General features: G+C 59.8%; 20 protein-coding genes. 11 read left to right on the forward strand and 9 right to left on the reverse strand.

Annotated features, from left to right (window positions below; genetic code table 11):
• Window positions 1–78 precede the first annotated feature (78 nt).
• Both K5K95_RS10140 and K5K95_RS10145 read left to right on the forward strand, forming a co-directional pair.
• On the forward strand, window positions 79–1305 hold the full coding sequence (locus K5K95_RS10140; RefSeq protein ID WP_222589335.1) for a 3-hydroxyacyl-CoA dehydrogenase: 1227 nt from the start codon (window positions 79–81) through the stop codon (window positions 1303–1305).
• A 172-nt stretch (window positions 1306–1477) separates the two neighbouring features.
• Complete coding sequence (locus tag K5K95_RS10145; RefSeq protein WP_222589336.1) at window positions 1478–1897, forward strand: acyl-CoA thioesterase; 420 nt, start codon at window positions 1478–1480, stop codon at window positions 1895–1897.
• Between the two features lie 67 nt (window positions 1898–1964).
• On the opposite strand, the gene K5K95_RS10150 is transcribed toward K5K95_RS10145, so the two are convergent.
• The 4 genes from K5K95_RS10150 to K5K95_RS10165 all read right to left on the reverse strand — a co-directional run bounded on the left by K5K95_RS10150 (window position 1965) and on the right by K5K95_RS10165 (window position 6957).
• Window positions 1965–2447, reverse strand: coding sequence for a glycine zipper domain-containing protein (locus tag K5K95_RS10150; RefSeq protein ID WP_222589337.1), 483 nt, complete (start codon window positions 2445–2447; stop codon window positions 1965–1967).
• A gap of 343 nt (window positions 2448–2790) precedes the next feature.
• Window positions 2791–5139 (reverse strand): FdhF/YdeP family oxidoreductase, encoded by a 2349-nt coding sequence (locus K5K95_RS10155; protein WP_222589338.1) that lies wholly within the window; start codon window positions 5137–5139, stop codon window positions 2791–2793.
• Complete coding sequence (gene fdhD / locus K5K95_RS10160; RefSeq protein ID WP_222589339.1) at window positions 5136–5975, reverse strand: formate dehydrogenase accessory sulfurtransferase FdhD; 840 nt, start codon at window positions 5973–5975, stop codon at window positions 5136–5138. The genes K5K95_RS10155 and fdhD overlap by 4 nt, the downstream gene beginning before the upstream one ends.
• Window positions 5976–6069: 94 nt before the next feature.
• Entirely contained in the window at window positions 6070–6957 is an 888-nt protein-coding gene (locus K5K95_RS10165) for a LysR family transcriptional regulator (protein ID WP_222589340.1), read from the reverse strand.
• A gap of 136 nt (window positions 6958–7093) precedes the next feature.
• On the opposite strand from K5K95_RS10165, the gene lysM reads away from it, so the two are divergent.
• The gene (gene lysM, locus K5K95_RS10170) at window positions 7094–7534 is read left to right on the forward strand and encodes a peptidoglycan-binding protein LysM (protein WP_222589341.1); all 441 of its coding nucleotides are present in this window, start codon (window positions 7094–7096) and stop codon (window positions 7532–7534) included.
• A 126-nt stretch (window positions 7535–7660) separates the two neighbouring features.
• Here the strand turns inward: lysM and yrfG are convergent, their stop codons facing one another.
• The gene (gene yrfG / locus K5K95_RS10175; protein ID WP_222589342.1) at window positions 7661–8323 is read right to left on the reverse strand and encodes a GMP/IMP nucleotidase; all 663 of its coding nucleotides are present in this window, start codon (window positions 8321–8323) and stop codon (window positions 7661–7663) included.
• Window positions 8324–8414: 91 nt separating this feature from the next.
• Here yrfG and nudE point away from each other — a divergent pair, with 91 nt between their 5' ends.
• Window positions 8415–8981 carry an ADP compounds hydrolase NudE gene (gene nudE / locus K5K95_RS10180; protein ID WP_222589343.1) on the forward strand — a complete coding sequence of 189 codons (567 nt, stop codon included), beginning with the start codon at window positions 8415–8417 and terminating at the stop codon, window positions 8979–8981.
• Entirely contained in the window at window positions 8978–9805 is an 828-nt protein-coding gene (cysQ, locus tag K5K95_RS10185; protein WP_222589344.1) for a 3'(2'),5'-bisphosphate nucleotidase CysQ, read from the forward strand. Before nudE ends, cysQ begins: the two co-directional genes overlap by 4 nt.
• A gap of 100 nt (window positions 9806–9905) precedes the next feature.
• Here the strand turns inward: cysQ and K5K95_RS10190 are convergent, their stop codons facing one another.
• The 4 genes from K5K95_RS10190 to rfbC form a co-directional block, all read right to left on the reverse strand.
• A complete protein-coding gene (locus K5K95_RS10190; protein ID WP_222589345.1) occupies window positions 9906–10361 on the reverse strand; it encodes a thioesterase domain-containing protein in 456 nt (151 codons plus the stop codon).
• Between the two features lie 40 nt (window positions 10362–10401).
• The gene (locus K5K95_RS10195; RefSeq protein WP_222589346.1) at window positions 10402–11796 is read right to left on the reverse strand and encodes a sigma-54-dependent transcriptional regulator; all 1395 of its coding nucleotides are present in this window, start codon (window positions 11794–11796) and stop codon (window positions 10402–10404) included.
• Window positions 11793–13601: an ATP-binding protein gene (locus tag K5K95_RS10200; protein WP_222589347.1), complete on the reverse strand. Its 1809-nt coding sequence runs from the start codon at window positions 13599–13601 to the stop codon at window positions 11793–11795. Before K5K95_RS10200 ends, K5K95_RS10195 begins: the two co-directional genes overlap by 4 nt.
• Before the next feature lie 105 nt (window positions 13602–13706).
• Window positions 13707–14252, reverse strand: coding sequence for a dTDP-4-dehydrorhamnose 3,5-epimerase (gene rfbC, locus K5K95_RS10205; RefSeq protein WP_222589348.1), 546 nt, complete (start codon window positions 14250–14252; stop codon window positions 13707–13709).
• Between the two features lie 145 nt (window positions 14253–14397).
• On the opposite strand from rfbC, the gene K5K95_RS10210 reads away from it, so the two are divergent.
• The 6 genes from K5K95_RS10210 to K5K95_RS10235 all read left to right on the forward strand — a co-directional run bounded on the left by K5K95_RS10210 (window position 14398) and on the right by K5K95_RS10235 (window position 22710).
• On the forward strand, window positions 14398–17310 hold the full coding sequence (locus K5K95_RS10210; protein WP_222589349.1) for an aminotransferase: 2913 nt from the start codon (window positions 14398–14400) through the stop codon (window positions 17308–17310).
• 314 nt (window positions 17311–17624) lie between these two features.
• Window positions 17625–18503: an N-carbamoylputrescine amidase gene (aguB, locus tag K5K95_RS10215; RefSeq protein WP_222589350.1), complete on the forward strand. Its 879-nt coding sequence runs from the start codon at window positions 17625–17627 to the stop codon at window positions 18501–18503.
• Between the two features lie 4 nt (window positions 18504–18507).
• Window positions 18508–19614: an agmatine deiminase gene (aguA, locus tag K5K95_RS10220; RefSeq protein WP_222589351.1), complete on the forward strand. Its 1107-nt coding sequence runs from the start codon at window positions 18508–18510 to the stop codon at window positions 19612–19614.
• A 246-nt stretch (window positions 19615–19860) separates the two neighbouring features.
• Window positions 19861–20073, forward strand: coding sequence for a hypothetical protein (locus tag K5K95_RS10225; RefSeq protein ID WP_222589352.1), 213 nt, complete (start codon window positions 19861–19863; stop codon window positions 20071–20073).
• A gap of 374 nt (window positions 20074–20447) precedes the next feature.
• Entirely contained in the window at window positions 20448–21734 is a 1287-nt protein-coding gene (locus tag K5K95_RS10230; RefSeq protein WP_222589353.1) for an OprD family porin, read from the forward strand.
• A gap of 226 nt (window positions 21735–21960) precedes the next feature.
• The gene (locus K5K95_RS10235; protein ID WP_222589354.1) at window positions 21961–22710 is read left to right on the forward strand and encodes a 2OG-Fe dioxygenase family protein; all 750 of its coding nucleotides are present in this window, start codon (window positions 21961–21963) and stop codon (window positions 22708–22710) included.
• Window positions 22711–22749 lie beyond the last annotated feature (39 nt).

Below are 22749 nucleotides of genomic sequence, written 5' to 3' on the forward strand. Positions count from 1 at the left end.
CACAGGAATAAATTTCAAAAGCTCGCGGTGGCTGACTATGGTGAGGACTGTCTTCGGATCGCTAACAAGAGAACAACAATGAGCCAGACACCGTTCAATATTCAGCGCGCCGCAGTGATCGGCGCTGGCACCATGGGCCGTGGCATCGTGATGTGCCTGGCCAACGCCGGGTTGCCGGTGCAGTGGGTCGATAACAATCCACAGATGCTGGAACAGGCGCTGTCCGCCGTAGCGGATACCTACGCCCACAATGTGCGTCAGGGGCGGATCGATCAGGCCGAAGCCGACGCCCGCATTGCCCGGGTCACGGCGGCGGCTGATTATGCGGCGATCCGCGATGTCGACCTGGTTATCGAAGCGGTCTACGAAAATCTGGAGCTCAAGCAAAAGATTTTCCGTGAACTGGACGGCCTGCTTAAGCCCGAAGCCATCCTGGCCAGCAACACGTCGGCGCTGGACATCGACGCCATCGCCGCGGCTACACGCCGTGCGCCCCAGGTCCTGGGCCTGCATTTCTTCAGCCCGGCGCACATCATGAAATTGCTGGAAATTGTCCGAGGTGCCCAGACTTCGCCGGCGGTGCTGGACGCGGCGCTGGCGTTGGGCAAGCGCATGGGCAAGGTGAGTGTGGTGGCGGGTAATTGCGAGGGTTTCATCGGCAATCGGATGCTCAATACCTACGTCCTTGAAGCGCGCAAGATGCTGCTTGAAGGCGCCTACCCTTATCAGGTGGATGCGGCGCTGCAAGGTTTCGGTTTTGCCATGGGGCCGTTTCGCATGTTCGACGTCGTCGGCATCGATCTGGGATGGCGTGCACGGGAACTGGCGGGTCAAGGCCAGGATGCGCCGGAGGTTCAGGTGGATAACCGCTTGTGCGAACTGGGGCGTTTTGGGCAGAAGAGCGGCGACGGCTATTACCACTACGAACCTGGCAGTCGCCAGGCTGAGCACGATCCGCAAGTCGATGCGCTGGTGCTGGAGGTCAGCGAAAGGCTCGGGTTTCAGCGTCGGGAAATAACACCTGAGGAGATTCTGGAGCGCTGTCTGCTGGCACTGGTCAATGAAGGCGCCAAGATCCTTGAAGAAGGCATCGCCGGCTCGGCCCACGACATCGACCTGGTGTACCTCAACGGTTATGGTTTTCCGGCGGACAAAGGTGGGCCGATGGCTTGGGCGGACCAGCAAGGGCTGACGGATATTCATCAGCGCTTGAGGGCGCTGGAGACCCGACAGGGCGATCACTGGAATCCTGCTCGCTTGATCGGCGAGTTGGAGGCGGTGGGTAAAGGGTTTGCTGACAGGTGATTTCGTTCGCGCCTTTACCGGCCTCATCGCGAGCAGGCTCGCTCCCACATTAAATCTTCGGTGAATACAAAATTTGCTGACGAAGCAGATCCGGTGGGAGCGAGCCTGCTCGCGATGAATACAACGCGGTTTTCGCCTTAGACTGGCAATCCAACTCCAGGAATCGACACTGATGCCACAACGCACCGACTACCCGCACCTCCAGCCCATCACCACTCGCTGGCATGACAACGACGCCTACGGCCACATCAACAACGTCACCTACTACAGTTTTTTCGACACGGCAGTGAACACCTACCTGATCGAAGTCGGTGGCCTGGATATCCACGACGGCGCGGTGGTGGGTTTTGTGGTGAGTTCGTCTTGCGATTACTTTGCATCTATCGTCTTTCCGGATCGCATCGAGATCGGCTTGCGAGTGGGCAAGCTGGGCAACAGCTCGGTGCAGTACGAACTGGCGGTGTTCAAGGCGGGGGACGATGAAGCCTGCGCGGTCGGGCGCTTCGTGCATGTATTTGTCGATCGTGCTTCGAATCAACCCTTGGCGATTCCTGCCGGGTTGCGCGATGCGCTGGAACGTTTGGTGGTTTGACCGGCAAAAAAAATCGCAGCCCTTGGGCTGCGATTTTTTCATCTACCGTAAGCGAGGCGATCAAGCCTCAGTCGTGATAGCGATGGTGATGCTTGCGGTGGCCATAAGCATGGCCGCGACCTGGATGGTCATCGCGGTAATAGCGGCGATCACCATGGCCACGATAGGAGCGACGATCATCTTCGTCATTGCTCTGGTTGCCCATGTAGTTACCCAGCGCGCCACCGGCACCGCCGCCTGCTGCGGAGCCGATCAGGCTGCCGGTGGTGCCGCCCATGCTGCGGCCGACCACGTTACCGCCTGCTGCGCCGAGCGCACCGCCAATGGCGGCTTGGCCACGGCTGCGTTTGTCGGCGCCGACGGCGCTACCACCCGCGCCGCCGAGGGCCGCGCCAATGGTTGAACCTGTATTGCCGCCTAAGGACTGACCGACGACCGAGCCAAGAACCCCGCCCAATGCGCCGCCCACACCTGCTTCGGTGGTGCCTCCGGCAGAAGCGAAGCCACTGACCAGGCCAAGGGACAACAAGAGAATCGAGGAGAACTTCATAGAGGAACCTCAAGGGGATGACGGCGCGATCCTGAGGCTGTGTCATGGTTGTGACAATCGAATTCCGACGAGTAACACGACTTCAGCACATTTCTATAAGTTACTGTTTTTTAGGCGGAACTTAAGTGTTTTTCGCTGGTCTTTTACTACTTCGGACAGGCCGTTTCCATGCAGAAACGGCCTTTTTTGTGGGCGATGGAAAAGTATTGGCTTCGAGATCTTCGTTGAATGATTCAGCGCTTTCGCGAGCAAGCCCGCTCCCACAATGACCGAGTTCTTTCAGGAACATTGCGATCACTGTGGGAGCGGGCTTGCTCGCGAAGAGGCCATACCTGCTAGCGCGTCAGGCCGACTTGGCCATGATCAACCCGGTCTCACTCGCCGCCTCCAGGCGGATCGCGACAAACTTCGACGTCGGTGTATGGCTGCCGTCACCGGTGCTTTCCAGAGGCACCAGCGGATTCACTTCCGGATAGTAAGCCGCTGCCTGCCCCGCAGGAATATCAAACGCCAGCAGCGTAAAGCCCTTCACGCGACGCTCACGACCATCGTCCCAGATCGAAACGATGTCCGCCTTCTGCCCTGGCTTGAAGCCCAGGCGAATGATGTCCGCTTCGTTCACAAACAACACGTCACGCTGTCCCTTCACCCCGCGATAACGGTCATCAAGACCATAAATCGTGGTGTTGTACTGATCGTGGGAGCGCATCGATTGCATGATCAGATCCGGCAACACACCCGTGGCGCGAGTGCGTTCGTGAACCAGGTCCTTGGGCAGGACGTTGGGACGGAAGTTGGCCCGACCCGACGGTGTATTCCACTTGCGCGCACCAGCGCTGTTGCCAAGGTAGAACCCGCCCGGGTTCTTGATCTTATCGTTGAAGTCGCGAAAGCCCGGAACGGTGTCGGCGATCAAGTCGCGGATGCGGTTGTAATCGGCCACCAGCCAGTTCCAGTCCACCGGTTTGCTGCCCAGCGTCGCGGCGGCGATGCCGGCGATGATCGCTGGCTCCGAACGCATCTGGTTCGACAATGACTGCAATTGACCGTTGGAGGCATGGACCATGCTGAACGAGTCTTCAACGGTCACCGCTTGCGGGCCTTCGGTCTGGATGTCGATGTCGGTACGGCCCAGGCACGGCAGGATCAGCGCCTCTTTACCGTGGGTCAAATGACTGCGGTTGAGCTTGGTACTGATCTGCACGGTCAGGTCGCAGTTGCGCAGGGCCTGGAAGGTCCGTGGGCTGTCCGGCGTGGCTTGGGCGAAGTTGCCGCCCAGACCGATGAAGACCTTGGCGCGGCCTTCGGCCATCGCATGAATCGCCTCGACCACGTTGTGGCCGCTTTCACGGGGCACATTGAACTGGAAGCGTCGTTCCAGGGCGTCGAGGAATGCCGCCGGGGGACGTTCGTTGATGCCCATGGTCCGGTCGCCCTGCACGTTACTGTGACCACGCACCGGGCACAGGCCGGCGCCCGGCCGGCCGATGTTGCCGCGCAGCAACATCAGGTTGGCGATTTCCTGGATGGTCGCGACCGAGTGGCGGTGCTGGGTGATGCCCATCGCCCAGCACATGATGACGTTCTTGCCCTTGGCATACATGCGCGCCGCTTGTTCGATTTCCACCAGGGGCAGGCCGGATTGCTCGACGATCTGCGCCCACGGGGTGTCGTCGATGGTGCCCAGGTATTCCAGCACGTTGACGCTGTGTTCATTGAGGAAGTCGTGGTCGAACACCGCCGGCTCACCGGCCTTCTGCGCGTCGCGCTCCCATTGCAGCAGGAACTTGGCCATGCCGCGCATGATCGCCATGTCGCCGCCCAATGCTGGACGGAAGTAGGCCGTGTTGGTTGGCTTGTCGCTGTTGGTGAGCATTTCGATCGGGTGTTGCGGGTGCTGGAAACGTTCCAGGCCGCGCTCTTTCAGCGGGTTGATGCACACCACCTGCGCACCGCGTTTCACCGCTTCGCGCAGCGGTTCGAGCATCCGCGGGTGATTGGTGCCAGGGTTCTGGCCCCAGACAAAAATCGCATCCGCATGTTCGAAGTCGTCGAAGGTCACGGTGCCTTTGCCGACGCCAACGCTTTGCGCCAACGCCACACCGCTGGCCTCATGGCACATGTTCGAGCAGTCGGGGAAATTGTTGGTGCCGTAGGCGCGCACGAACAATTGATAGAGAAACGCCGCTTCGTTGCTCGCACGGCCCGAGGTGTAGAACTCGGCCTGATGGGGGCTCGACAGACCCTGCAAGTGTTTGGCGATCAGGGAGAACGCAGCATCCCAGCTGATTGGCTTGTAGCGATCGGTTTCAGCGTCGTAGCTCAGCGGCTCGGTCAAACGGCCCTGATACTCAAGCCAATAGTCACTTTGCTCCAGCAACGAACTCACGCTGTGCTTGGCGAAAAACGCGCCATCGACCCGCCGTTTGGTCGCTTCCCAGTTCACTGCTTTGGCGCCGTTCTCGCAGAACGCCACCATGCCGGCTTCCTTGGAATCGCCCCAAGCGCAACCGGGGCAGTCGAACCCACCGTTTTTGTTGGTCTTGAGCATCATGCGCAGATTTTTCAACGCGTTGTCGCTGGTCAGCCAGGCCCGGGCAACGCTGGCCAGTGCGCCCCAGCCACCGGCGGGGCCTTTATAGGGTTTGTAACGTGGAACGGGTTTCTGGTCGGCTTGTTGGTGTTGGCTCACGCTTGATTCTCCGAAGCCGGGCTGTAGACCCGTGGCGCATTCTTTTGTGGCAAATGGATGAGATTGAGGTTGTGGCGACGGGCCCATTGCACGGCAAGGCCGGTAGGCGATGACAGGCTGACCAGGGTCTGGATACCGGCGCGCAAGACTTTCTGGATCAGTTCGAGGCTGCAACGGCTGGTGACAATCGCCAGGCCGCCCGTGGTCGGGATCTTCTGACGGATCAGCCCGCCAATCAGTTTGTCGAGGGCGTTGTGCCGGCCTATGTCTTCACGGCCGAGCAGCAATTCGCCCTGACCGTTCATGAAGATCGCCGCATGCACCGCGCCGCAATGCTGGCCCAGCGGCTGGAAGGCGCCGATGCGCTGGCGTAGCCCATCGAGCCATTCGGCAGGCGGCAACGGCGCGCCCGGCAACACCTTGAGGTCCGGCAATGCCTGCTCGACCGCTTCCACTCCGCAGAGCCCGCAGCCGCTGGTGCCGGCCAGTTGCCGACGCTGTTGCTTGAGGTTCCAGAACGCACGATTGGCGATGGTCACTTGCGCGTATTGCGCCGAGCCCGAGCCGCTGAGCTGCAAGTCGTAGATGTCAGTGGCGTCTTCGATGATGCCGCTGCCGAGGCTGAAGCCGACGATGAAGTCTTCAAGGTCGGTCGGCGTCACCAGCATCACTGCCTGGCTGATGCCGTTATAGGCGATCGCCAACGCCACCTCCTCGGCCAACGCGGTGCTGGCGGATTCAGTGTATTGAAGGTCGCTGTAGGTGTACGTCTGGCTAGCGGCGGGCGCGGGCGTTTCAAGGGCGGGCGCCGCGCAGACAGGGCGCTTGGCGTTCATGGGGCATCACCGACGGTTTGATCAGCTTTAAGCCTAGGCGCGTCAATAGGTCGCGTCTAATCGCTATTACTGATCTACCGATAGATGACGTCGATCAAGAGTCTGTCCGCGATTTCTGATACAGCGCAAAACAGGCTTCCGCCAACGCCGAACGCGGGGCACTGCGGCGCATGATCAGCCCAAGCCGGGCAAGGGTTTGCGCGTTTTCGATGGGTTGCAGGCGCAAATGATCGGTGAGGTTTTCGAGACCGGCGTCCAACGGCATCACCGCGCAACAGAAGCCGCCGTGTACCGCTTGTAACAACTGGTGGACGGCATCGGTTTGCAATAACGGTTGCGGCACCAGGCCACGGCTGTGGAAGTTATGGTCGATGGACTGGCGAAAATGCATGCCGCTGGTGAGCATGCCCAAGGGCAGCTCAATCAACGACTCCCAACTCAGCGGTGCCTCGCCGAAGCTGAAGAAGCGCTGATCGTAGAGCAGCCCCATGTGGGTTTCGCTGAAGGCCACTGAGTCGAAACGCTCACCGTCCAGGCGTTCCAGGTACGACACGGCAAGGTCGATGCGGTTGTTCGACAGTTGTTCGAGGATCTGTTCGGAACTCAGGGACGAGAGTTCAAAGCGCAGGTTCGGGTGTTGGGTGTGTAGCCGTTGCATTAACGCCAGCGGATCGAAACTCGACAGCGGCACCACGCCCAGTCGCAACGTACCTACCAGATTGCCACGACACGCAGCGGCCTCGGCCTGCAAACCGTCGTAAGCCGCCAGCACGGTGCGGGCCCACGCCAGCACTCGCTCGCCCGGCGCGGTGAAACCTTCGAAGCGCTGGCCGCGATTGACCAACGGCAAGTCGAGCTCTTCTTCAAGGCTGCGCAGGCGCATGGACAGGGTCGGCTGAGTGATGTGGCAGCGCGCGGCGGCCTGGCCGAAGTGGCGCGTTTCGTCGAGGGCGATGAGGAATTTCAGCTGCTTGATGTCCATCTTCGCTCCAGGGCGCGGGAAGGACTGGATTCTAGCGCCTGGGTGCAACCGGCGTCATTGGTCGGGTGGGAACCGTGTGTTGCAGCCTTGGTCTAGTCTTTTGCGTCTGGAACCCAAAACCCAAGGAGAGTGCACCATGAGTATTTTTAGCTTTGTGAAAGAAGCAGGCGAAAAACTTATCGATCTACTGACACCGGGCAACGCCAATGCCAGTGAGCAGTTGAAGGAACACATCAGCAAGGTCGGCCTGGGTAACCCGAATGTGCAGGCTACGGTGGACGGCGACAAAGTCACGGTCACCGGTGAAGTTGGCAGTCAGGAAGAGAAGGAAAAGATTCTGCTGGCGGTGGGCAATATCGCCGGTGTTGGCAGCGTGGACGATCAGATTACCGTGACCGGGCCGGTGGTAGTGGCCGCGAAGTTTGTCACGGTCGTGAAGGGCGACACCCTCAGCGCTATTTCCTTGCGCGTCTATGGCGATGCCAACAAGTACAACAAAATCTTCGAGGCCAACAAGCCGATGCTCAAGGATGTGAACAAGATCTATCCGGGGCAGTCGTTGCGGATTCCCGAGTAAGCCTCAAGACCGTGTGATGGCCTTCGCGAGCAAGCCCGCTCCCACAGGTTTTGTGTTGGTCACGATGTATGTGTACGACACAAGTCCTGTGGGAGCGGGCTTGCTCGCGAAGCAGGCGACCCAGTCTCAGAGCCCTGTAATCAGCTCCCGATAATCCCCAACCGCCGCAAACTCCGCCGTGTCCTTCGGCCCTTTGCGGCTGTCCGGCTCGCTCACCGCCAACAGATGCGCCACGCCAAAGCCGCGTGCGCTGCGCAGGATCGGCAACGTATCGTCGATAAACAGACTGCGGGCCGGATCGAAGTCGATATCGGCCTGCAACGCTTCCCAGAACTGCGGATGCTCCTTGGGGAAACCGTAATCATGCGAGCTGATCAATCGCTCGAAGTACGGCGCCAGTTCAATCCGTTCCAGCTTCAATGACAGCGAGTCGCGGTGCGCATTGGTGATCATCACCACACGCTTGCCGGCCTTTTTGATTGCCGCCAGAAACGTATCCGCGTCCGGGCGCAGGGCAATGAGATGCGCGGTCTCCAGTTTCAGTTCGCGCACCGGCAACTTCAGTTCAGCGCTCCAGAAATCCAGGCAATACCACTGCAACTGGCCAGCATTGCGTTCGAACAGCGGCTGTAATTCCATCTCGGCCATGGCCCGGCTTACCCCGTGCAGCTCGGCGTAGCGCTGTGGCAGGTGTTCCATCCAGAAATGGTTGTCGTAGTGCAGGTCCAGCAGCGTGCCGTCCATATCCAGCAGAACGGTGTCGATGTCGCGCCAGGGCAGCAGGGACATAAAAAACTTCTCCAGACGGTAAAAAAGATATCCGAGGTCAACAATCAGGATAGGCCGGGTATAGTAACCCGCTTACGCCAAGGAGCCTTTCATGCGCCAGAAACCCACCATACTCGCCCGCGAGATCGTCGCCACCAGCCGTTTATTCTGTGTCGAGGAGCTCAAGTTGCGCTTTTCCAATGGCGTGGAGCGCACCTACGAGCGTTTGGTCGGCAAGGGCGCGGGGTATGGCGCGGTGATGATCGTGGCGATGCTCGACGCAGATCACGCCGTTTTGGTCGAAGAGTATTGCGGTGGCACCGATGAATACGAGCTGTCCTTGCCTAAAGGCTTGATCGAGCCGGGCGAAGATGTGCTGGCGGCGGCCGAGCGCGAGCTCAAGGAAGAGGCCGGGTATGGCGCGCGGCAGCTGGAGCATCTGACCGAGCTTTCGCTGTCACCCGGTTACATGAGCCAGAAAATCCAGGTGGTGCTCGCCACCGATCTGTACGAAGAGCGCCTTGAGGGCGACGAGCCCGAGCCGATGGGTGTGGACAAGATCAACCTGCGTGAACTGTCGTCCCTGGCGCAGAACCCACGATTCACGGAGGGCCGGGCCTTGGCGGCGCTGTACCTGACCCGTGACCTGTTGACCCAGCGCGGGGTGTTCCTGCCATGAATTTTCCGCATCCATTGATGGCGCCGGTCGTTGAACTGGCATTGAAAGCTGGCGAAGCGATTCTGCCGTTCTGGCGCACGGGGACTGCCGTGACGGCCAAGTCTGACGACTCGCCGGTGACTGCCGCGGACCTGGCGGCTCATCATCTGATCCTCGCCGGGCTGACCGCGCTGGACCCAAGCATTCCCGTGCTGTCCGAGGAAGACGCCAACATTCCCCAGAGCGTGCGTGCCGGATGGCAGCGCTGGTGGCTGGTCGATCCGCTGGACGGCACCAAGGAGTTCATTTCCGGCAGTGAAGAATTCACCGTCAACATTGCCTTGATCGAACAGGGCCGGGTGGTGTTCGGCGTGGTGTCGATGCCGACCAACGGGCGCTTTTACGTCGGTGGCGCCGGTTTGGGCGCTTGGCGTGGCGATAAAGATGCAGAGCCGCTGCCGATTCAGGTTCGCGAAGTGCTGGCGGCGGGTGAAGCCTTTACCGTGGTCGCCAGTCGCCGTCATTCAAGTCCGGAGCAAGAGCGCTTGCTGGCCGGGTTGAGCGCCAGTCTGGGTGAGTTGCAACTGGCCAATATCGGCAGTTCGCTGAAGTTTTGCCTGTTGGCGGAAGGGGCGGCGGATTGTTATCCGCGACTGGCGCCGACTTCACAGTGGGACACGGCTGCCGCTCAAGGGGTCTTGGAAGGGGCGGGCGGTGAGGTGCTGGATCTGAGCGGCGCGCCGTTCTGTTATCCGGCGCGGGAATCACTGCTGAATGAGTTTTTTTTGGCGCTGCCGGCCAAGGCTGCCTGGCGCGAAAAATTGTTGGAGTTGGCGCGTAGTTAAGATCGTTCCCACGCTCTGCGTGGGAATGCAGCCCGTGACGCTCCGCGTCACTGGACGCAGAGCGTCCCTTGAGGCGTTACCACGCAGAGCGTGGGAACGATCATTTGTGAAGGACGTATTGCCCGGTAAACGTCACGGCATCGTCATCACTGTCCGCATTGACGATCCGCGAATGCAGCGTCAATCGCGCCCGTCCATAACGCTGATACATTGCCAGAAACTTCTTCCACACTGCCGCGCTCGGTGCCTGGCAAATCGCCGTTGCGTCCATGGTCACCGGCAATGGGTAGGCGATTTGCCCTTCCTGAATCACGATGTGCCCGTCCTTGATCCCTTCTTCATGCAACCGCAAATGCAGCCAGCCCCAACCCGCCAACACGGCGCCGCAATACAGGCTGCCGCCAAACATGGTGCTCTTGTGGTTGACGTTGGCGTCCAGCGGCAAGTACAGGCGCAATTGCTGATCGTGCCAGTCGAGCACTTTGATGCCCATGGCCCGCGTCAGGGGAATGTCGTGATGGAGAACTGATTCCAGGTGACGACTGTCGCGGCTCATGCATTGATCTCTTGTTTGAAAATGATGATTGGACGGTAACTCAATCGAGTTCGTCGGTGTGGCTGCTGGCGCCGCCGTCGGCGAAATTCAGGCCATGCTTGCGCAGTTTGTCGTGCAAGGTTTTGCGCGGAATGCCGAGTGCTTCGGCAAGGCTGCGCACCGAGCTGTGAGAGCGCGCCAGTTCGGCGGCGATCAGGCTTTTCTCGAAGTTTTCCACTTGCTCGCTCAGACCGCCACTGACCACGTCGACCGTCATGCCAGTAGCGCCCTCGGGTGCGCTGTTGTCCAGCGCCAACTCCAGGCCCAGGGCAAAGCGTTCGGCGGCGTTTTGCAGTTCGCGTACGTTACCTGGCCAGCTATGGCGCAGCAGCAGGGCGCGTTGCCCCGGTTGCAGTTCGTGGGGTGGCAAGCCGTGGCGGGCGCTGGCTTCGTCGGCAAAGTGCTGGAACAGCATCAGTGCGTCTTCACCGCGCTCGCGCAGCGGCGGAATACGCAGCGGCGCGACGTTCAGGCGGTAATACAAGTCGGCGCGGAAGCGTCCCTGATCGGCAGCCTGGCGCAGGTCTTCCTTGGTTGCGGCGATGATGCGGATGTCCAGCGGGATCAACTGATTGCCGCCCAGACGTTCGACGACTCGCTCTTGCAGCAAGCGCAGCAACTTCACTTGCACATCGAGGCTCATGCTTTCGATTTCATCGAGAAACAGCGTGCCGCCGTTGGCGAATTCAAATTTGCCGATGCGGCGCTTCTGCGCGCCGGTGAACGCGCCGGGCTCATGCCCGAACAGTTCGCTTTCCACCACCGATTCGGCCAGTGCCCCGGCATTGATCGCCACGAACGGACCGCTACGGCGGCTCGATAAATCGTGCAGCGCCCGGGCGACGACTTCTTTACCGGCACCGGTTTCACCGAGGATCAACACGTCAGCCTTGGTCGCCGCCAGTGCCCCGATCTGTTCGCGCAGGCGCAGCATCGGCGCCGATTGCCCGACCAGTCGGGTGCTCAGTTCATTGCGGTCGCTGAGGGCCAGGCGCAGGCTGCGGTTATCCAGCACCAGACGACGCAGGGCCAATGCGCGGCGCACGCTGTCGAGCAGGGCATCGCTGGCGAACGGTTTTTCGAGGAAGTCATAAGCGCCGGCGCGCATCGCTTGCACCGCCAGCGGCACATCGCCGTGGCCGGTGATCAGCAGCACCGGCAGCTCCGGGTCCTGGGCATGCAGCTCGCTCAGCAGTTCGAGACCGTCCATGCCGGGCATGCGGATGTCGCTGACCACCACGCCCGGCCAGTCGCGCTCCAGTTGTGCGGCCAGGCCTTTGGCTTCGGCGAGTGGGAGAATTTTCAGCCCCGCCAGATCCAGCGTCTGGCTCAAGGCCTGACGCAGATGGGGATCGTCGTCGATCAACACGACCTGGACGCGGTTATCGATGGTCATGCACTTCGGTCCTCGGACGGTTGCAGGCTCACGCCCGGTGCGCCGGCGCGCAGCTTCAGGGTAATCAGGGCGCCACCTTCCTTGTGATTGGCGAACGACAGTTCACCACCGAAGGCGCGCATCAGGGTTTCGCAAATCGCCAGACCCAGGCCAAGGCCCTGCGTGCGGGTCTTGGTGGTGTAAAACGGTTCGCTGGCGCGGCCAAGGGCTTCCATGCAAAAGCCGGGGCCGTTGTCGCGAATGTACAAAGTGACGCCGTCCGCAGTGGATTGGGCACTCAACCAGAGTTTACGCGGCGGGCCTTTTTCGGTCAGCGCGTCCAGTGCGTTGGCCAGCAAGTTGCCGAGCACCTGACGCAGACGGGTCTCCCCAGCCTCGACCCACAATGTGGCGGCAGGCAGATCGCGGATCAGCTCGACTTCCATGCTGCGCCGGCGCTTGGCCAGTAACGCCAGGGCATCGTCCAGCGCCGGTTGCAGCGCCACGCTTTCCGGTGCATGGCGATCGCGTCGGGCGAAGGCGCGCAGATGAGCGATGATCGAGGCCATGCGGCCGGTCAGTTCACTGATCAACTTGAGGTTGCCGCGCGCGTCGTCGGTGCGTTGATGGTCGAGCAGCACTTCGGCGTTTTCCGCGTAGCTGCGGATTGCCGCCAGTGGCTGGTTCAATTCGTGGCTGATGCTCGCCGACATCGTCCCCAGTGCCGACAGCTTGCCGGCCTGGACCAGATCATCCTGAGCGCGCACCAGTTCTTGCTGGGCGTGCTCGCGTTCCAGCACTTCCTGTTTCAGGCGCCGGTTGAGGCCTTCCAGGTCGCTGGTCCGTTCGGCGACCCGGCCTTCCAGCTCGCGTCGGGCCTTGGCTTCGAAAGCGATACGTTCAAGGTAGTGGCGGCGCCGTTGCATCATCAGGCCGAGCAGCAACATCAACACCAACAGCGTCGCACCGCCAATGGCGACAACCGTTCGAACCGGGCGGTCGATCAGGGTGCGCGGGGCGAGGATGCTGACGTTCCAGCCGGTTTCGGCGATCTGTTGCGTCTGTGTCAGCCAGGCGTTGGGATTGAGCGTCAAGGGTTTCGGGTCGCGGGTCGGGTACGGTTGAATCGCGGTGATCGCTTTGCTTTCTGTTTCGCTCAAGGGGCGGGTCGAGCGGAATCGCCATTCAGGGCGCGAGGTGAGAATGACCACGCCATTTTGGTCGGTCAGGAGCAATTGTTCCGGGGTTTTGCCCCACAGGCTTTCGGTGTGGTCCAGGTCGACCTTGACCACCAGCACGCCGACGATTTTCTCGCCGTTACGTACGGCGGCGGCGAAGAAATAGCCGCGTTTGGCCGACGTTGTGCCCAAGCCGAAAAAGCGCCCGAGCCGCCCGGCCATGGCTTCGCTGAAATACGGCCGAAAGGCAAAATTACGCCCGACGAAGCTGTCGTGCTTGTCCCAATTGGACGCCGCGAGGGTCTTGCCGGTGGTGTCCATCAGGTACATGACTTCGGCGCCGGTCTGGGCGCTGATGTTTTTCAGCAGGCGATTGGCATTGCCTTGCGTGACGCTGTCGTCCGGCGCCCCGAGCACCGCTCGCAAGGCCGGCAGATCACCGAGAATCTGTGGCAACACTTCATAACGGTGCAACGTGCCCAACAGGTTGGCGACGTACAGGTCGAGGGTCTGACGGTTCTGACCGGCCAGTTCGCTGCGGTAATAACGCTCGGCCAGATGTTCCAGCGGCCACAGCAACGGCGCCAGGCACAGCGCAAGCAGTGCGAGGCTACGCCAGCGGGGTCTGCGGGGGAGGGTCGGAGTCATGAGCATCGAGCGCCTGTGGGTACAGGCGCATTATGCCTAGGCTTGACGGCGCAGTCTGCGCACCTTGGGCCAAGTCGTTCTTGTGGCGAAGGTTCAGAGCGGATTTCAGGAAAAGACGTCGGCGTCCTTGAAGAAAGCGGCGTTCTGATCCTTGCCGGACAACTGCGGGGCTTCGTCCAGTTGCCAATCGATGGCCAGGTCCGGGTCGTCCCAACGGATGCTGCGCTCAGCCGACGGGGTGTAGTAGTCGGTGGTTTTGTAGAGGAATTCGGCAAAATCGCTCAGCACCACAAAGCCGTGGGCGAAACCTTCCGGGATCCAAAGTTGGCGATGGTTGTCAGCGGACAAACGCACGGCAACCCATTTGCCAAAATGCGGCGAGCTGCGACGAATATCCACCGCCACATCCAGCACTTCACCGGCCGTAACGCGGACCAGTTTGCCCTGGGTGTTTTCCAGTTGGTAATGCAGACCGCGAAGTACGCCTTTCTGCGAGCGGGAGTGGTTGTCCTGAACGAAGGTGGGGCTCAGGCCAGTGGCGTCTTCAAAAGCTTTGGCGTTGAAGCTTTCGTAGAAGAAGCCGCGATCGTCACCAAATACCTTGGGTTCGATGATCAGAACACCGGGGAGGTCGGTGGTGACTACATTCATGGTGTTTCTCCAGCAATGGCGTTGATGCTCGGCATTCTCCCGCAAAGTGTAAACCAGCGCGAGAGGGCACTGCATTTAAAGGGGGTTGCGTAACGTCTCAAGCAGTGGCGATATAAGCGCCTAATAACATTTAAGGGGTCGTTGTATGCCGCTCGCCACGTTGATTCACCGCGCCAGTTTGCCCAGCCCGCAAGTGACTGCGGAGCAAGCGCTAGAGCTGCTGGAGGGGCATTACGGGTTGAGCGGCAGGTTGCAGGCCCTGGGCAGTCAGCAGGACCTCAACTTTCGGTTCGACAGTGACCAGGGGCGTTTTGTTCTCAAGATCTGCCGTGGCGACTACTCGGCGCTGGAGCTGCAAGCCCAGCATGCCGGTCTCAAGCATTTGGGTGAGAAGTCCAATGTTCACGTTCCGCGAGTGATCCCCGCGAAAAATGGCGCTGACCTGCTTACGCTGGACGTCGGTGGTCAGGCGGTGCACGTGCGCCTGCTCGATTACATCGAAGGCCAGTCGCTCACACACCTTGATCACCTGCCCGGTGCCGTGGTGGCCGGTTTTGGTCGACTCTGCGGTGAAATGGACCTGGCGTTGGCGGCCTTCGAGCATCCGGGCCTTGAGCGCACCCTTCAATGGGATGCCCGCCACGCCAACGCGTTGATCAGCCATTTGTTACCGGTGATCAAGGATGACGCGCAACGCCGGTTGATCGCCGATGCGGCCGAGTTGGCCCAGCGCCATTTGCAGCCGCTGGTGAACACGCTGCCAGTGCAGGCCATTCACATGGACATCACCGATGACAACGTGGTCTGGCAGCGGGATGCGCAACGCCAGTGGCAATTGCAGGGTGTAATCGATTTCGGCGATTTGATTCGCACTTGGCGCATTACCGATTTGTCGGTGACGTGCGCGGCGTTGCTGCACCACGCCGATGGCGACCCGTTTTATATCTTGCCGGCAGTTCAGGCTTATCACGCGGTCAATCCGCTCACGCGTGAGGAACTGCAGGCGCTCTGGCCACTGATCGTTGCGCGTGCGGCGGTGCTAGTGCTCAGTGGCGAGCATCAGGTCAGTATTGATCCGGGCAATGATTACAGCCGCGACAACCTGACCCATGAGTGGGAGATCTTCCGGGTGGCCATGTCCGTGCCGCTTGATTTGATGGAAGCGGCGATTCTGACGTGCGTTGGCCAGGCGTTGCCGAGCATCGGTAGCGAAGGTTTTGCACCATTGCTGCCAAGCCTTGTGGGGCGCGAGTTTGCCTTGATCGATCTCGGTGTCCTCAGCCCACACTTCGAGGCCGGTAACTGGGAGCAGGAAGGGATTGATCAGCGTTTGTTGACCGAGGCTGCGGTGGCCCATGGCCTGGCGGCCAGTCGTTATGGTCATTATCGGCTGTCCCGTACACGGCCCGATAGCTCGACCGAGCCCGAAACGTGTCCGCTGCACGTGGAGTTGCGAGTGCCGCATGGCACGGCTGTCGAATCGCCGTTTGCCGGCGTGGTCCATCAGTTGGCAGCAGGTGTGCTGCAACTCGACGGCCCGCAACTGAGCGTACGCTTGTGGGGCGTGACCCCGTCGCTGCACAGCGGCGCGGCGCTGGTCAAAGGCCAGGTGCTGGGTTCGGTCAGCGGACCGTTGATCGTGCAATTGAGTCGAGGCGCGTTGTTGAATGCGCCGCTGTTTTGCACGCCATCTCGCGCCTTGGCCTGGCAAGCGTTGTGCCCATCACCGGCGGCGCTGCTGGGGCTGGCGTGTGACGCCGAAGAAGAACTGGATTCGCAAACGTTGCTGGCCCGCCGCGACGCCAGTTTCGCCCGCACCCAGAAGCACTATTACGTCGACCCGCCACGCATCGAGCGCGGCTGGCGCAATCACCTGATCGACATGCAGGGCCGCTCCTACCTCGACATGCTCAACAACGTCGCGGTGCTGGGTCACGGTCATCCGCGCATGGCCGCGGTGGCCAGTCGTCAGTGGTCGCTGCTCAACACCAACTCGCGCTTTAACTACGCCGCGGTCGCCGAGTTTTCCGAGCGCCTGCTGAAGTTGTCGCCGGATGGCATGGACCGGGTGTTCCTGGTCAACAGCGGCAGCGAGGCCAATGACTTGGCGATCCGCCTGGCGTGGGCCTACAGCGGCGGTCGCGACATGCTCAGCGTGCTGGAGGCCTACCACGGCTGGACCGTGGGCGCGGATGCGGTCTCGACCTCGATTGCCGATAACCCCCAAGCCTTGAGCAGCCGTCCCGATTGGGTGCATCCGGTGACCGCACCGAACACCTATCGCGGTGAATTCCGTGGGCCGGACAGCGCGCCGGACTACGTGCGCAGCGTTGAACACAACCTGGCGAAAATCGCCGAGCAGAAACGCCAGTTGGCCGGTTTCATCTGCGAACCGGTGTACGGCAATGCCGGCGGGATCTCGCTGCCGCCGGGTTATCTGAAACAGGTCTACGCAATGGTGCGCGCCCAGGGCGGCGTGTGTATTGCGGACGAAGTGCAGGTCGGTTACGGCCGCATGGGCCATTTCTTCTGGGGCTTCGAAGAGCAAGGCGTGGTGCCGGACATCATTACCATGGCCAAAGGCATGGGCAACGGCCAGCCATTGGGCGCGGTGATCACCCGCCGGGAAATCGCCGAGGCGCTGGAGGCCGAGGGCTACTTCTTCTCGTCGGCTGGCGGCAGTCCGGTCAGTTGCCAGATCGGTATGGCAGTGCTGGATGTAATGGAAGAAGAAAAGCTCTGGGAAAACGCCCAGGTGGTGGGCGGGTATTTCAAGGAGCGGCTTGAGGCGTTGATCGATATTCATCCGCTGGTGGGCGCGGTGCATGGTTCTGGCTTCTACCTGGGCGTGGAGCTGATCCGCAATCGCGAAACCCTGGAGCCGGCGACCGAAGAAACCACAGCGCTGTGTGATCGCCTGCGCGAATTGGGGATTTTCATGCAGCCGACGGGGGATTACCTGAACGTGCTCAAGATCAAACCGCCGATGGTGACCTCGCGCCAGAGCGTGGATTTCTTTGTCGACACTTTGTCGAAGGTGCTCGCCGAAGGTCTGTAAACACATTGATCGTTCCCACGCTCCGCGTGGGAATGCCTCACTGGACGCTCCGCGTCCGCTCTTGGGACGCGGAGCGTCCCCGGCTGCATTCCCACGCGGAGCGTGGGAACGATCAGTGAAAGGACGAAATATCGATTGTTATCGGGTTTAAGTGCTTAATTTTAGACGGTAGGCGTGGTTATCGCTTTTAAAGTCGATTTTTATCGGCTATAAAGTCGCCATTGCTCGCGGCGTGACTCATCACGCCTGTGCTACCCGTTCTGTCATTGGTCGATGTCACCTTCGACCTGAAAGCACTTGCCCGGAGATGATTCATGAGTCGTATCGTTACCGTTGCCGCCACTCAGATGGCCTGTTCCTGGGACCTCGAAGCCAACATCGAGACCGCTGAAAGACTGGTCCGAGAGGCTGCAGCCAAAGGCGCGCAGATCATCCTGATCCAGGAGCTGTTCGAGGCCCCGTACTTCTGCCAGAAGCCGAACCCGGATTACCTGCAGTTGGCCACCACGGTTGCAGACAACGTCGCCATCAAGCATTTCCAGAAAGTCGCCAAAGAACTGCAAGTCGTGCTGCCGATCAGCTTTTATGAGCTGGCCGGTCGTGCCCGTTTCAACAGCATCGCGATCATCGATGCCGACGGCAGCAACCTCGGGATTTATCGTAAAAGCCACATCCCTGACGGCCCTGGCTATCACGAGAAATATTATTTCAACCCGGGCGATACCGGCTTCAAAGTCTGGAACACCCGTTACGCGAAAATCGGCGTGGGCATCTGCTGGGACCAGTGGTTCCCTGAATGCGCCCGCAGCATGGCTTTGCTCGGCGCGGAAATCCTCTTCTACCCGACTGCCATCGGCAGCGAGCCACACGACAAGACCATTTCGTCCCGAGACCACTGGCAGCGTGTACAACAAGGCCATGCCGGCGCCAACTTGATGCCGCTGGTCGCCAGCAACCGCATCGGCAATGAAGAGCAAGACGGCTACGACATCACGTTCTACGGCTCGTCGTTCATCGCCAACCAGTTCGGCGAGAAAGTCCAGGAGCTCGACAAGACCGAAGAAGGCGTGCTCGTTCAGAGCTTCGACCTTGACGAACTGGAGCACATTCGCAGCGCGTGGGGTTCGTTCCGCGATCGTCGCCCGAACCTGTATGGCACACTAAAGACCCTCGACGGTTCCCTGGAGTCCTGACCGCATGACCACTTTAAACAGCACCCCTCGCGCCGACGGCTTCTACATGCCCGCCGAGTGGGCAGCGCAAACCCAGACCTGGATGGTCTGGCCCGAGCGCCCGGACAACTGGCGCCTGGGTGGCAAACCCGCGCAAGCCGCTCACGTGGCGGTGGCCAAGGCCATCGCGCGCTTCGAGCCGGTGACCGTGGCGGTTTCCGCCGGCCAGTACGAAAACGCTCGCGCCCGTCTCGACGTGCCGAATATTCGCGTGGTCGAAATGTCCAGCGACGATGCCTGGGTTCGCGACACCGGCCCGACCTTCGTCATCAATAACAGTGGCGAAGTCCGTGGCGTGAACTGGGACTTCAACGCGTGGGGCGGTTTTGACGGCGGCTTGTATTCGCCGTGGAATCGCGACTCGCAAGTGGGCGGCAAGATCCTTGAGATCGAACGCAGCCCGCGCTATCGCACCGAGGGTTTTGTGCTCGAAGGCGGTTCGATTCACGTCGACGGTGAAGGCACCTTGATCACCACCGAAGAATGCCTGCTCAACCGCAATCGCAACCCGCACATGAACCGTGCAGAGATCGAAGCGGTGCTCAGCGCGAATCTGGCTGTGGATAAAATCATCTGGCTGCCGGACGGTTTGTTCAATGACGAAACCGACGGTCATGTGGATAACTTCTGCTGCTACGTGCGCCCAGGCGAAGTATTGCTGGCCTGGACCGATGACCCGCAAGACCCGAACTACTCGCGCTGCCAGGCCGCGATGAAGGTGCTGGAAAGCAGCACCGACGCCAAGGGGCGCCCATTTACGGTGCACAAAATGCCGATTCCGGGTCCGCTGTACGCGACCGAGGAAGAGTGCGCCGGTGTCGATCCGGTGGACGGCACTCAGGAACGCAATCCGAGCGTCCGTCTGGCTGGCTCCTACGTGAACTTCCTGATCGTCAACGGCGGCATCATCGCGCCGAGTTTTGATGATCCGATGGACGGTCCGGCCAAGGAAATCTTGCAGACGCTGTTCCCGCAGCACGAGGTGGTGATGGTACCGGGCCGCGAACTGTTACTGGGCGGCGGTAACATCCACTGCCTTACCCAACAACAACCAGCACCGCACAAGGAGTGAGTGGGGTTGTAACAGCTTGAGTCGATTGAAAAACCGCTCACAGACAGCTTAAGCAACGGCGTTCATCAGCAAGCCCGCAGCCCGAAAGGAACTGCGGGCTTCTTTGTATCCACTTGTCGACACCTCAGAAACATTGGCACAGCTCTTGTATCTCCCACGATGTGAAACAGGGAGGGGGAGAACTGCGATGTTCTGTCATAAACCTTGGATAAGTTAGCCGCTCACGAACCAGGAGAGAGCGCTGAAATGAACGCCGAAATGAACGTAGTGAGCGAGCGGGCGTTGCATCCCCTGGCAATTAATAGCGAATCGCTCCAGGTTCTGGCGCACTGGTTGAAGTCCAATGGAACGCGTCAGATCAGAAAACCTGATCCGCGCCGGATGATGATCGAGCGCTACCCTGCTGGTTTATTCAGCGAGGCAGAACTGGACGCGTTGTGGGATGTGATGGAAGGATAAGAAGAATAAACAAAGGATTGCTAAAAGCGCTGCCGGGAAGGCGGCGCTTTTTTATGGGCGAAGGTTTTTAGTGATCACCGCAGATTACTTTGTGGGAGTGAACTCGGTATTTCTGGCCGCGCCGGATCAGCGATATTTAGAGTCTGCAGGTGGCCGTCTATAGGCCATTCATCAAATTGACACAGTGTTCGAGGCGCGGCTACGATCGCGCCCAACGCCTGTGGCTAACCGCCATGACTGACAAAACAATAAAAAGGCCGCCCCGATTTACTCGTGGGCGGCCTTTTTGTTTTGGGGTAAAAAAAGAGTGCGATAGCGCCGTTTCAGCCGTTCGACACAGCGCGTATCAATCGGTCTTAAGGAAAAAAAACAAAATGTTGAACAAGCGAATCAGCCTGATCGCTCTGGGGATGTTGAGCGCTACACAGGCCTTGGCGGACAATCAGTCCCAATCCAAGGGCTTCGTTGAAGACAGCAGCCTCAATGTGCTGCTGCGCAATGCCTACATCAATCGTGACTACAAAGACGGTCGTGCGGACAAAGCCGAGTGGGGCCAAGCGGCCATCGGCACGTTCTCGTCCGGCTTCACCCAAGGCACCGTCGGTGTGGGTGTGGACGCTTTCGGTCTGTACGCGCTGCGCCTGGATGGCGGCAAAGGTCGCACCGGCGCTCAAGGTATCGATTTCTTTAAAAAGGGCGACAGCGGTAACGCCGCTGACGACCTGTCCAAGGGTGGCGCTGCGGTCAAATTCCGTCTCTCCAGCACCACGCTGACCTACGGCGACCAGATGCCGGTCCTGCCGCTTCTGAACTACGACAACTCGCGCCTGTTGCCGGAAAGCTACACCGGCACATTGATCACCTCCCGGGAGATCAAAGGCCTGGAGCTGAACGCCGGTCGCTTCACCGCCGAATCGCGCAAAAGCGCTGAAGGCCGCGACAGCGGTGGCCTGAAGTCGATCAACGTGTTGGGCGGCAGCTACCAGTTCACCGAACAGTTCAAGGCTGCGCTGTACGCCTCCGATGTCGAAGACGTGCTGAAGAAGCAATACGTGAACGCCAACTACGTGTTCCCGATCGACAAGGATCAATCCCTGACCCTGGACTTCAACGGCTACCGCACCAAGCTGGACGATTCCTACGTCCGCGAGAGCGGCGCGACCGGTGACGACAACAAGATCTGGAGCCTGGCAGCGACCTTCGTCACCGGCCCGCACTCGTTCACGCTCGCTCACCAGCGCAGCACCGGCGACAGCAACCTGGGCTACCCGTATGGCGGTTACCAGAAAGATCAAGGCCGCATCGGCGACGGTGGCAATACGATCTTGCTGGCGAACTCCTACTGGTCCGACTTCAACGCCGAAGACGAACGCAGCTGGCAACTGGGCTACGGCCTGGACTTTGGCACCTTCGGTGTTCCAGGGTTGAGCTATAACGTCGCCTACGTGCGCGGTGACAACATCACCACCTCCACCAGCGACGGTGGCACCGAGCGCGAAATCTTCAACCAGTTCAAGTACGTCGTTCAGAGCGGTCCGGCCAAAGACCTGAGCGTGAAACTGCGCAGCTCGATCCTGCGCGTGTCGCAGAAATCCAGCGAGTACAACGTCAGCGGTAATGAAGTGCGTGTATTCGTGGATTACCCGATCAACATCTTCTGATGATCGATTGAGTTTTTCACTCAAAAAACCCCGACTGGTTCGGGGTTTTTTTTGACTGAGAACCGTCGAAAAACGCATAAAACGGCCATTTTCGATCATGAAAAGTCGAATTCGAGCAACGTCATGCTCCGTTTCAAGCAGCGCTTGATATGCCTCAAATTCTTTCTCATGGACGTAAATCCTGTGCTCTCTAGATTAAGCAGCTAAATGCACGGAGATTTTTAAAATGATCGTTTTGAACAAAGAAGTGGGCGAATTTCTACGGCGTGACAAATATGCCAATGTCCGGGGTGCTGACTTCAATCTTTACGGTCATTTCAATGATTTCGTCAGACTGACCAGAAGTTGGGAAAACATGGAGCCGGACAGCTACTACGGTCAGTCCGAGGCGGGCATGCGCTATCGCCGCTACAGCGATTTTGAATACAACCCGGTCACCCGCGACCTGAAGCAACTTGAGCACCGCGCCTATATCCAGTCCAAAGCCAACAACAGCTACGTTGGCGGAATGGTTCGGCACTTCCAGGACTTCTCCGAAGAAATCATTAATTCGCCGGTGATGCGCAGCCTGATCGATACGGATTTCGAGGTGTACAAAAACGTCTTGCCGCCGGAGTTGCACGATGAAATCTGGCAATGCCAGATTCATCAGATCCGCATCGAGATCAAGCCAGGCAAACAAGTGGAAATCACCCCGGAAGGGATTCACTGCGACGGTTATCCGTTCAGCGGCGTGCACTTCTGGGGACGCAATAACGTTGACGGCGCAGAGAGCCGTTTGTACGACACCGATAATCAAGAGCACCTGGCCTCGACGACTTATCAGGAAATCCTCGACACCACCTACTTTCTCGATCGCGACATGCGTCACTACGTGACCCCTGCCCGCAATACCCATTCTCACGACATGGCGTACCGGCAGATTCTGGCGATCTCTTTCTCGCGGCCCGGGACCGCTTTCGACATTGTTCGCTGAACAGTACAACACCGTGACCAGCCTCGCCGAGTGCCCTGC

It is taken from the genome of Pseudomonas sp. DR48, from assembly GCF_019823085.1.
Classification (GTDB): domain Bacteria; phylum Pseudomonadota; class Gammaproteobacteria; order Pseudomonadales; family Pseudomonadaceae; genus Aquipseudomonas.

Excerpts from the sequence above, each read along its gene's own strand:
- K5K95_RS10140 (WP_222589335.1), top strand. The coding sequence starts at position 79 with ATGAGCCAGACACCGTTCAATATTCAGCGCGCCGCAGTGATCGGCGCT.
- K5K95_RS10145 (WP_222589336.1), top strand. The coding sequence starts at position 1,478 with ATGCCACAACGCACCGACTACCCGCACCTCCAGCCCATCACCACTCGC.
- K5K95_RS10150 (WP_222589337.1), bottom strand. The coding sequence starts at position 2,447 with ATGAAGTTCTCCTCGATTCTCTTGTTGTCCCTTGGCCTGGTCAGTGGC.
- fdhD (WP_222589339.1), bottom strand. The coding sequence starts at position 5,975 with ATGAACGCCAAGCGCCCTGTCTGCGCGGCGCCCGCCCTTGAAACGCCC.
- K5K95_RS10165 (WP_222589340.1), bottom strand. The coding sequence starts at position 6,957 with ATGGACATCAAGCAGCTGAAATTCCTCATCGCCCTCGACGAAACGCGC.
- lysM (WP_222589341.1), top strand. The coding sequence starts at position 7,094 with ATGAGTATTTTTAGCTTTGTGAAAGAAGCAGGCGAAAAACTTATCGAT.
- yrfG (WP_222589342.1), bottom strand. The coding sequence starts at position 8,323 with ATGTCCCTGCTGCCCTGGCGCGACATCGACACCGTTCTGCTGGATATG.
- nudE (WP_222589343.1), top strand. The coding sequence starts at position 8,415 with ATGCGCCAGAAACCCACCATACTCGCCCGCGAGATCGTCGCCACCAGC.
- cysQ (WP_222589344.1), top strand. The coding sequence starts at position 8,978 with ATGAATTTTCCGCATCCATTGATGGCGCCGGTCGTTGAACTGGCATTG.
- K5K95_RS10190 (WP_222589345.1), bottom strand. The coding sequence starts at position 10,361 with ATGAGCCGCGACAGTCGTCACCTGGAATCAGTTCTCCATCACGACATT.
- K5K95_RS10195 (WP_222589346.1), bottom strand. The coding sequence starts at position 11,796 with ATGACCATCGATAACCGCGTCCAGGTCGTGTTGATCGACGACGATCCC.
- K5K95_RS10200 (WP_222589347.1), bottom strand. The coding sequence starts at position 13,601 with ATGACTCCGACCCTCCCCCGCAGACCCCGCTGGCGTAGCCTCGCACTG.
- rfbC (WP_222589348.1), bottom strand. The coding sequence starts at position 14,252 with ATGAATGTAGTCACCACCGACCTCCCCGGTGTTCTGATCATCGAACCC.
- K5K95_RS10210 (WP_222589349.1), top strand. The coding sequence starts at position 14,398 with ATGCCGCTCGCCACGTTGATTCACCGCGCCAGTTTGCCCAGCCCGCAA.
- aguB (WP_222589350.1), top strand. The coding sequence starts at position 17,625 with ATGAGTCGTATCGTTACCGTTGCCGCCACTCAGATGGCCTGTTCCTGG.
- aguA (WP_222589351.1), top strand. The coding sequence starts at position 18,508 with ATGACCACTTTAAACAGCACCCCTCGCGCCGACGGCTTCTACATGCCC.
- K5K95_RS10225 (WP_222589352.1), top strand. The coding sequence starts at position 19,861 with ATGAACGCCGAAATGAACGTAGTGAGCGAGCGGGCGTTGCATCCCCTG.
- K5K95_RS10230 (WP_222589353.1), top strand. The coding sequence starts at position 20,448 with ATGTTGAACAAGCGAATCAGCCTGATCGCTCTGGGGATGTTGAGCGCT.
- K5K95_RS10235 (WP_222589354.1), top strand. The coding sequence starts at position 21,961 with ATGATCGTTTTGAACAAAGAAGTGGGCGAATTTCTACGGCGTGACAAA.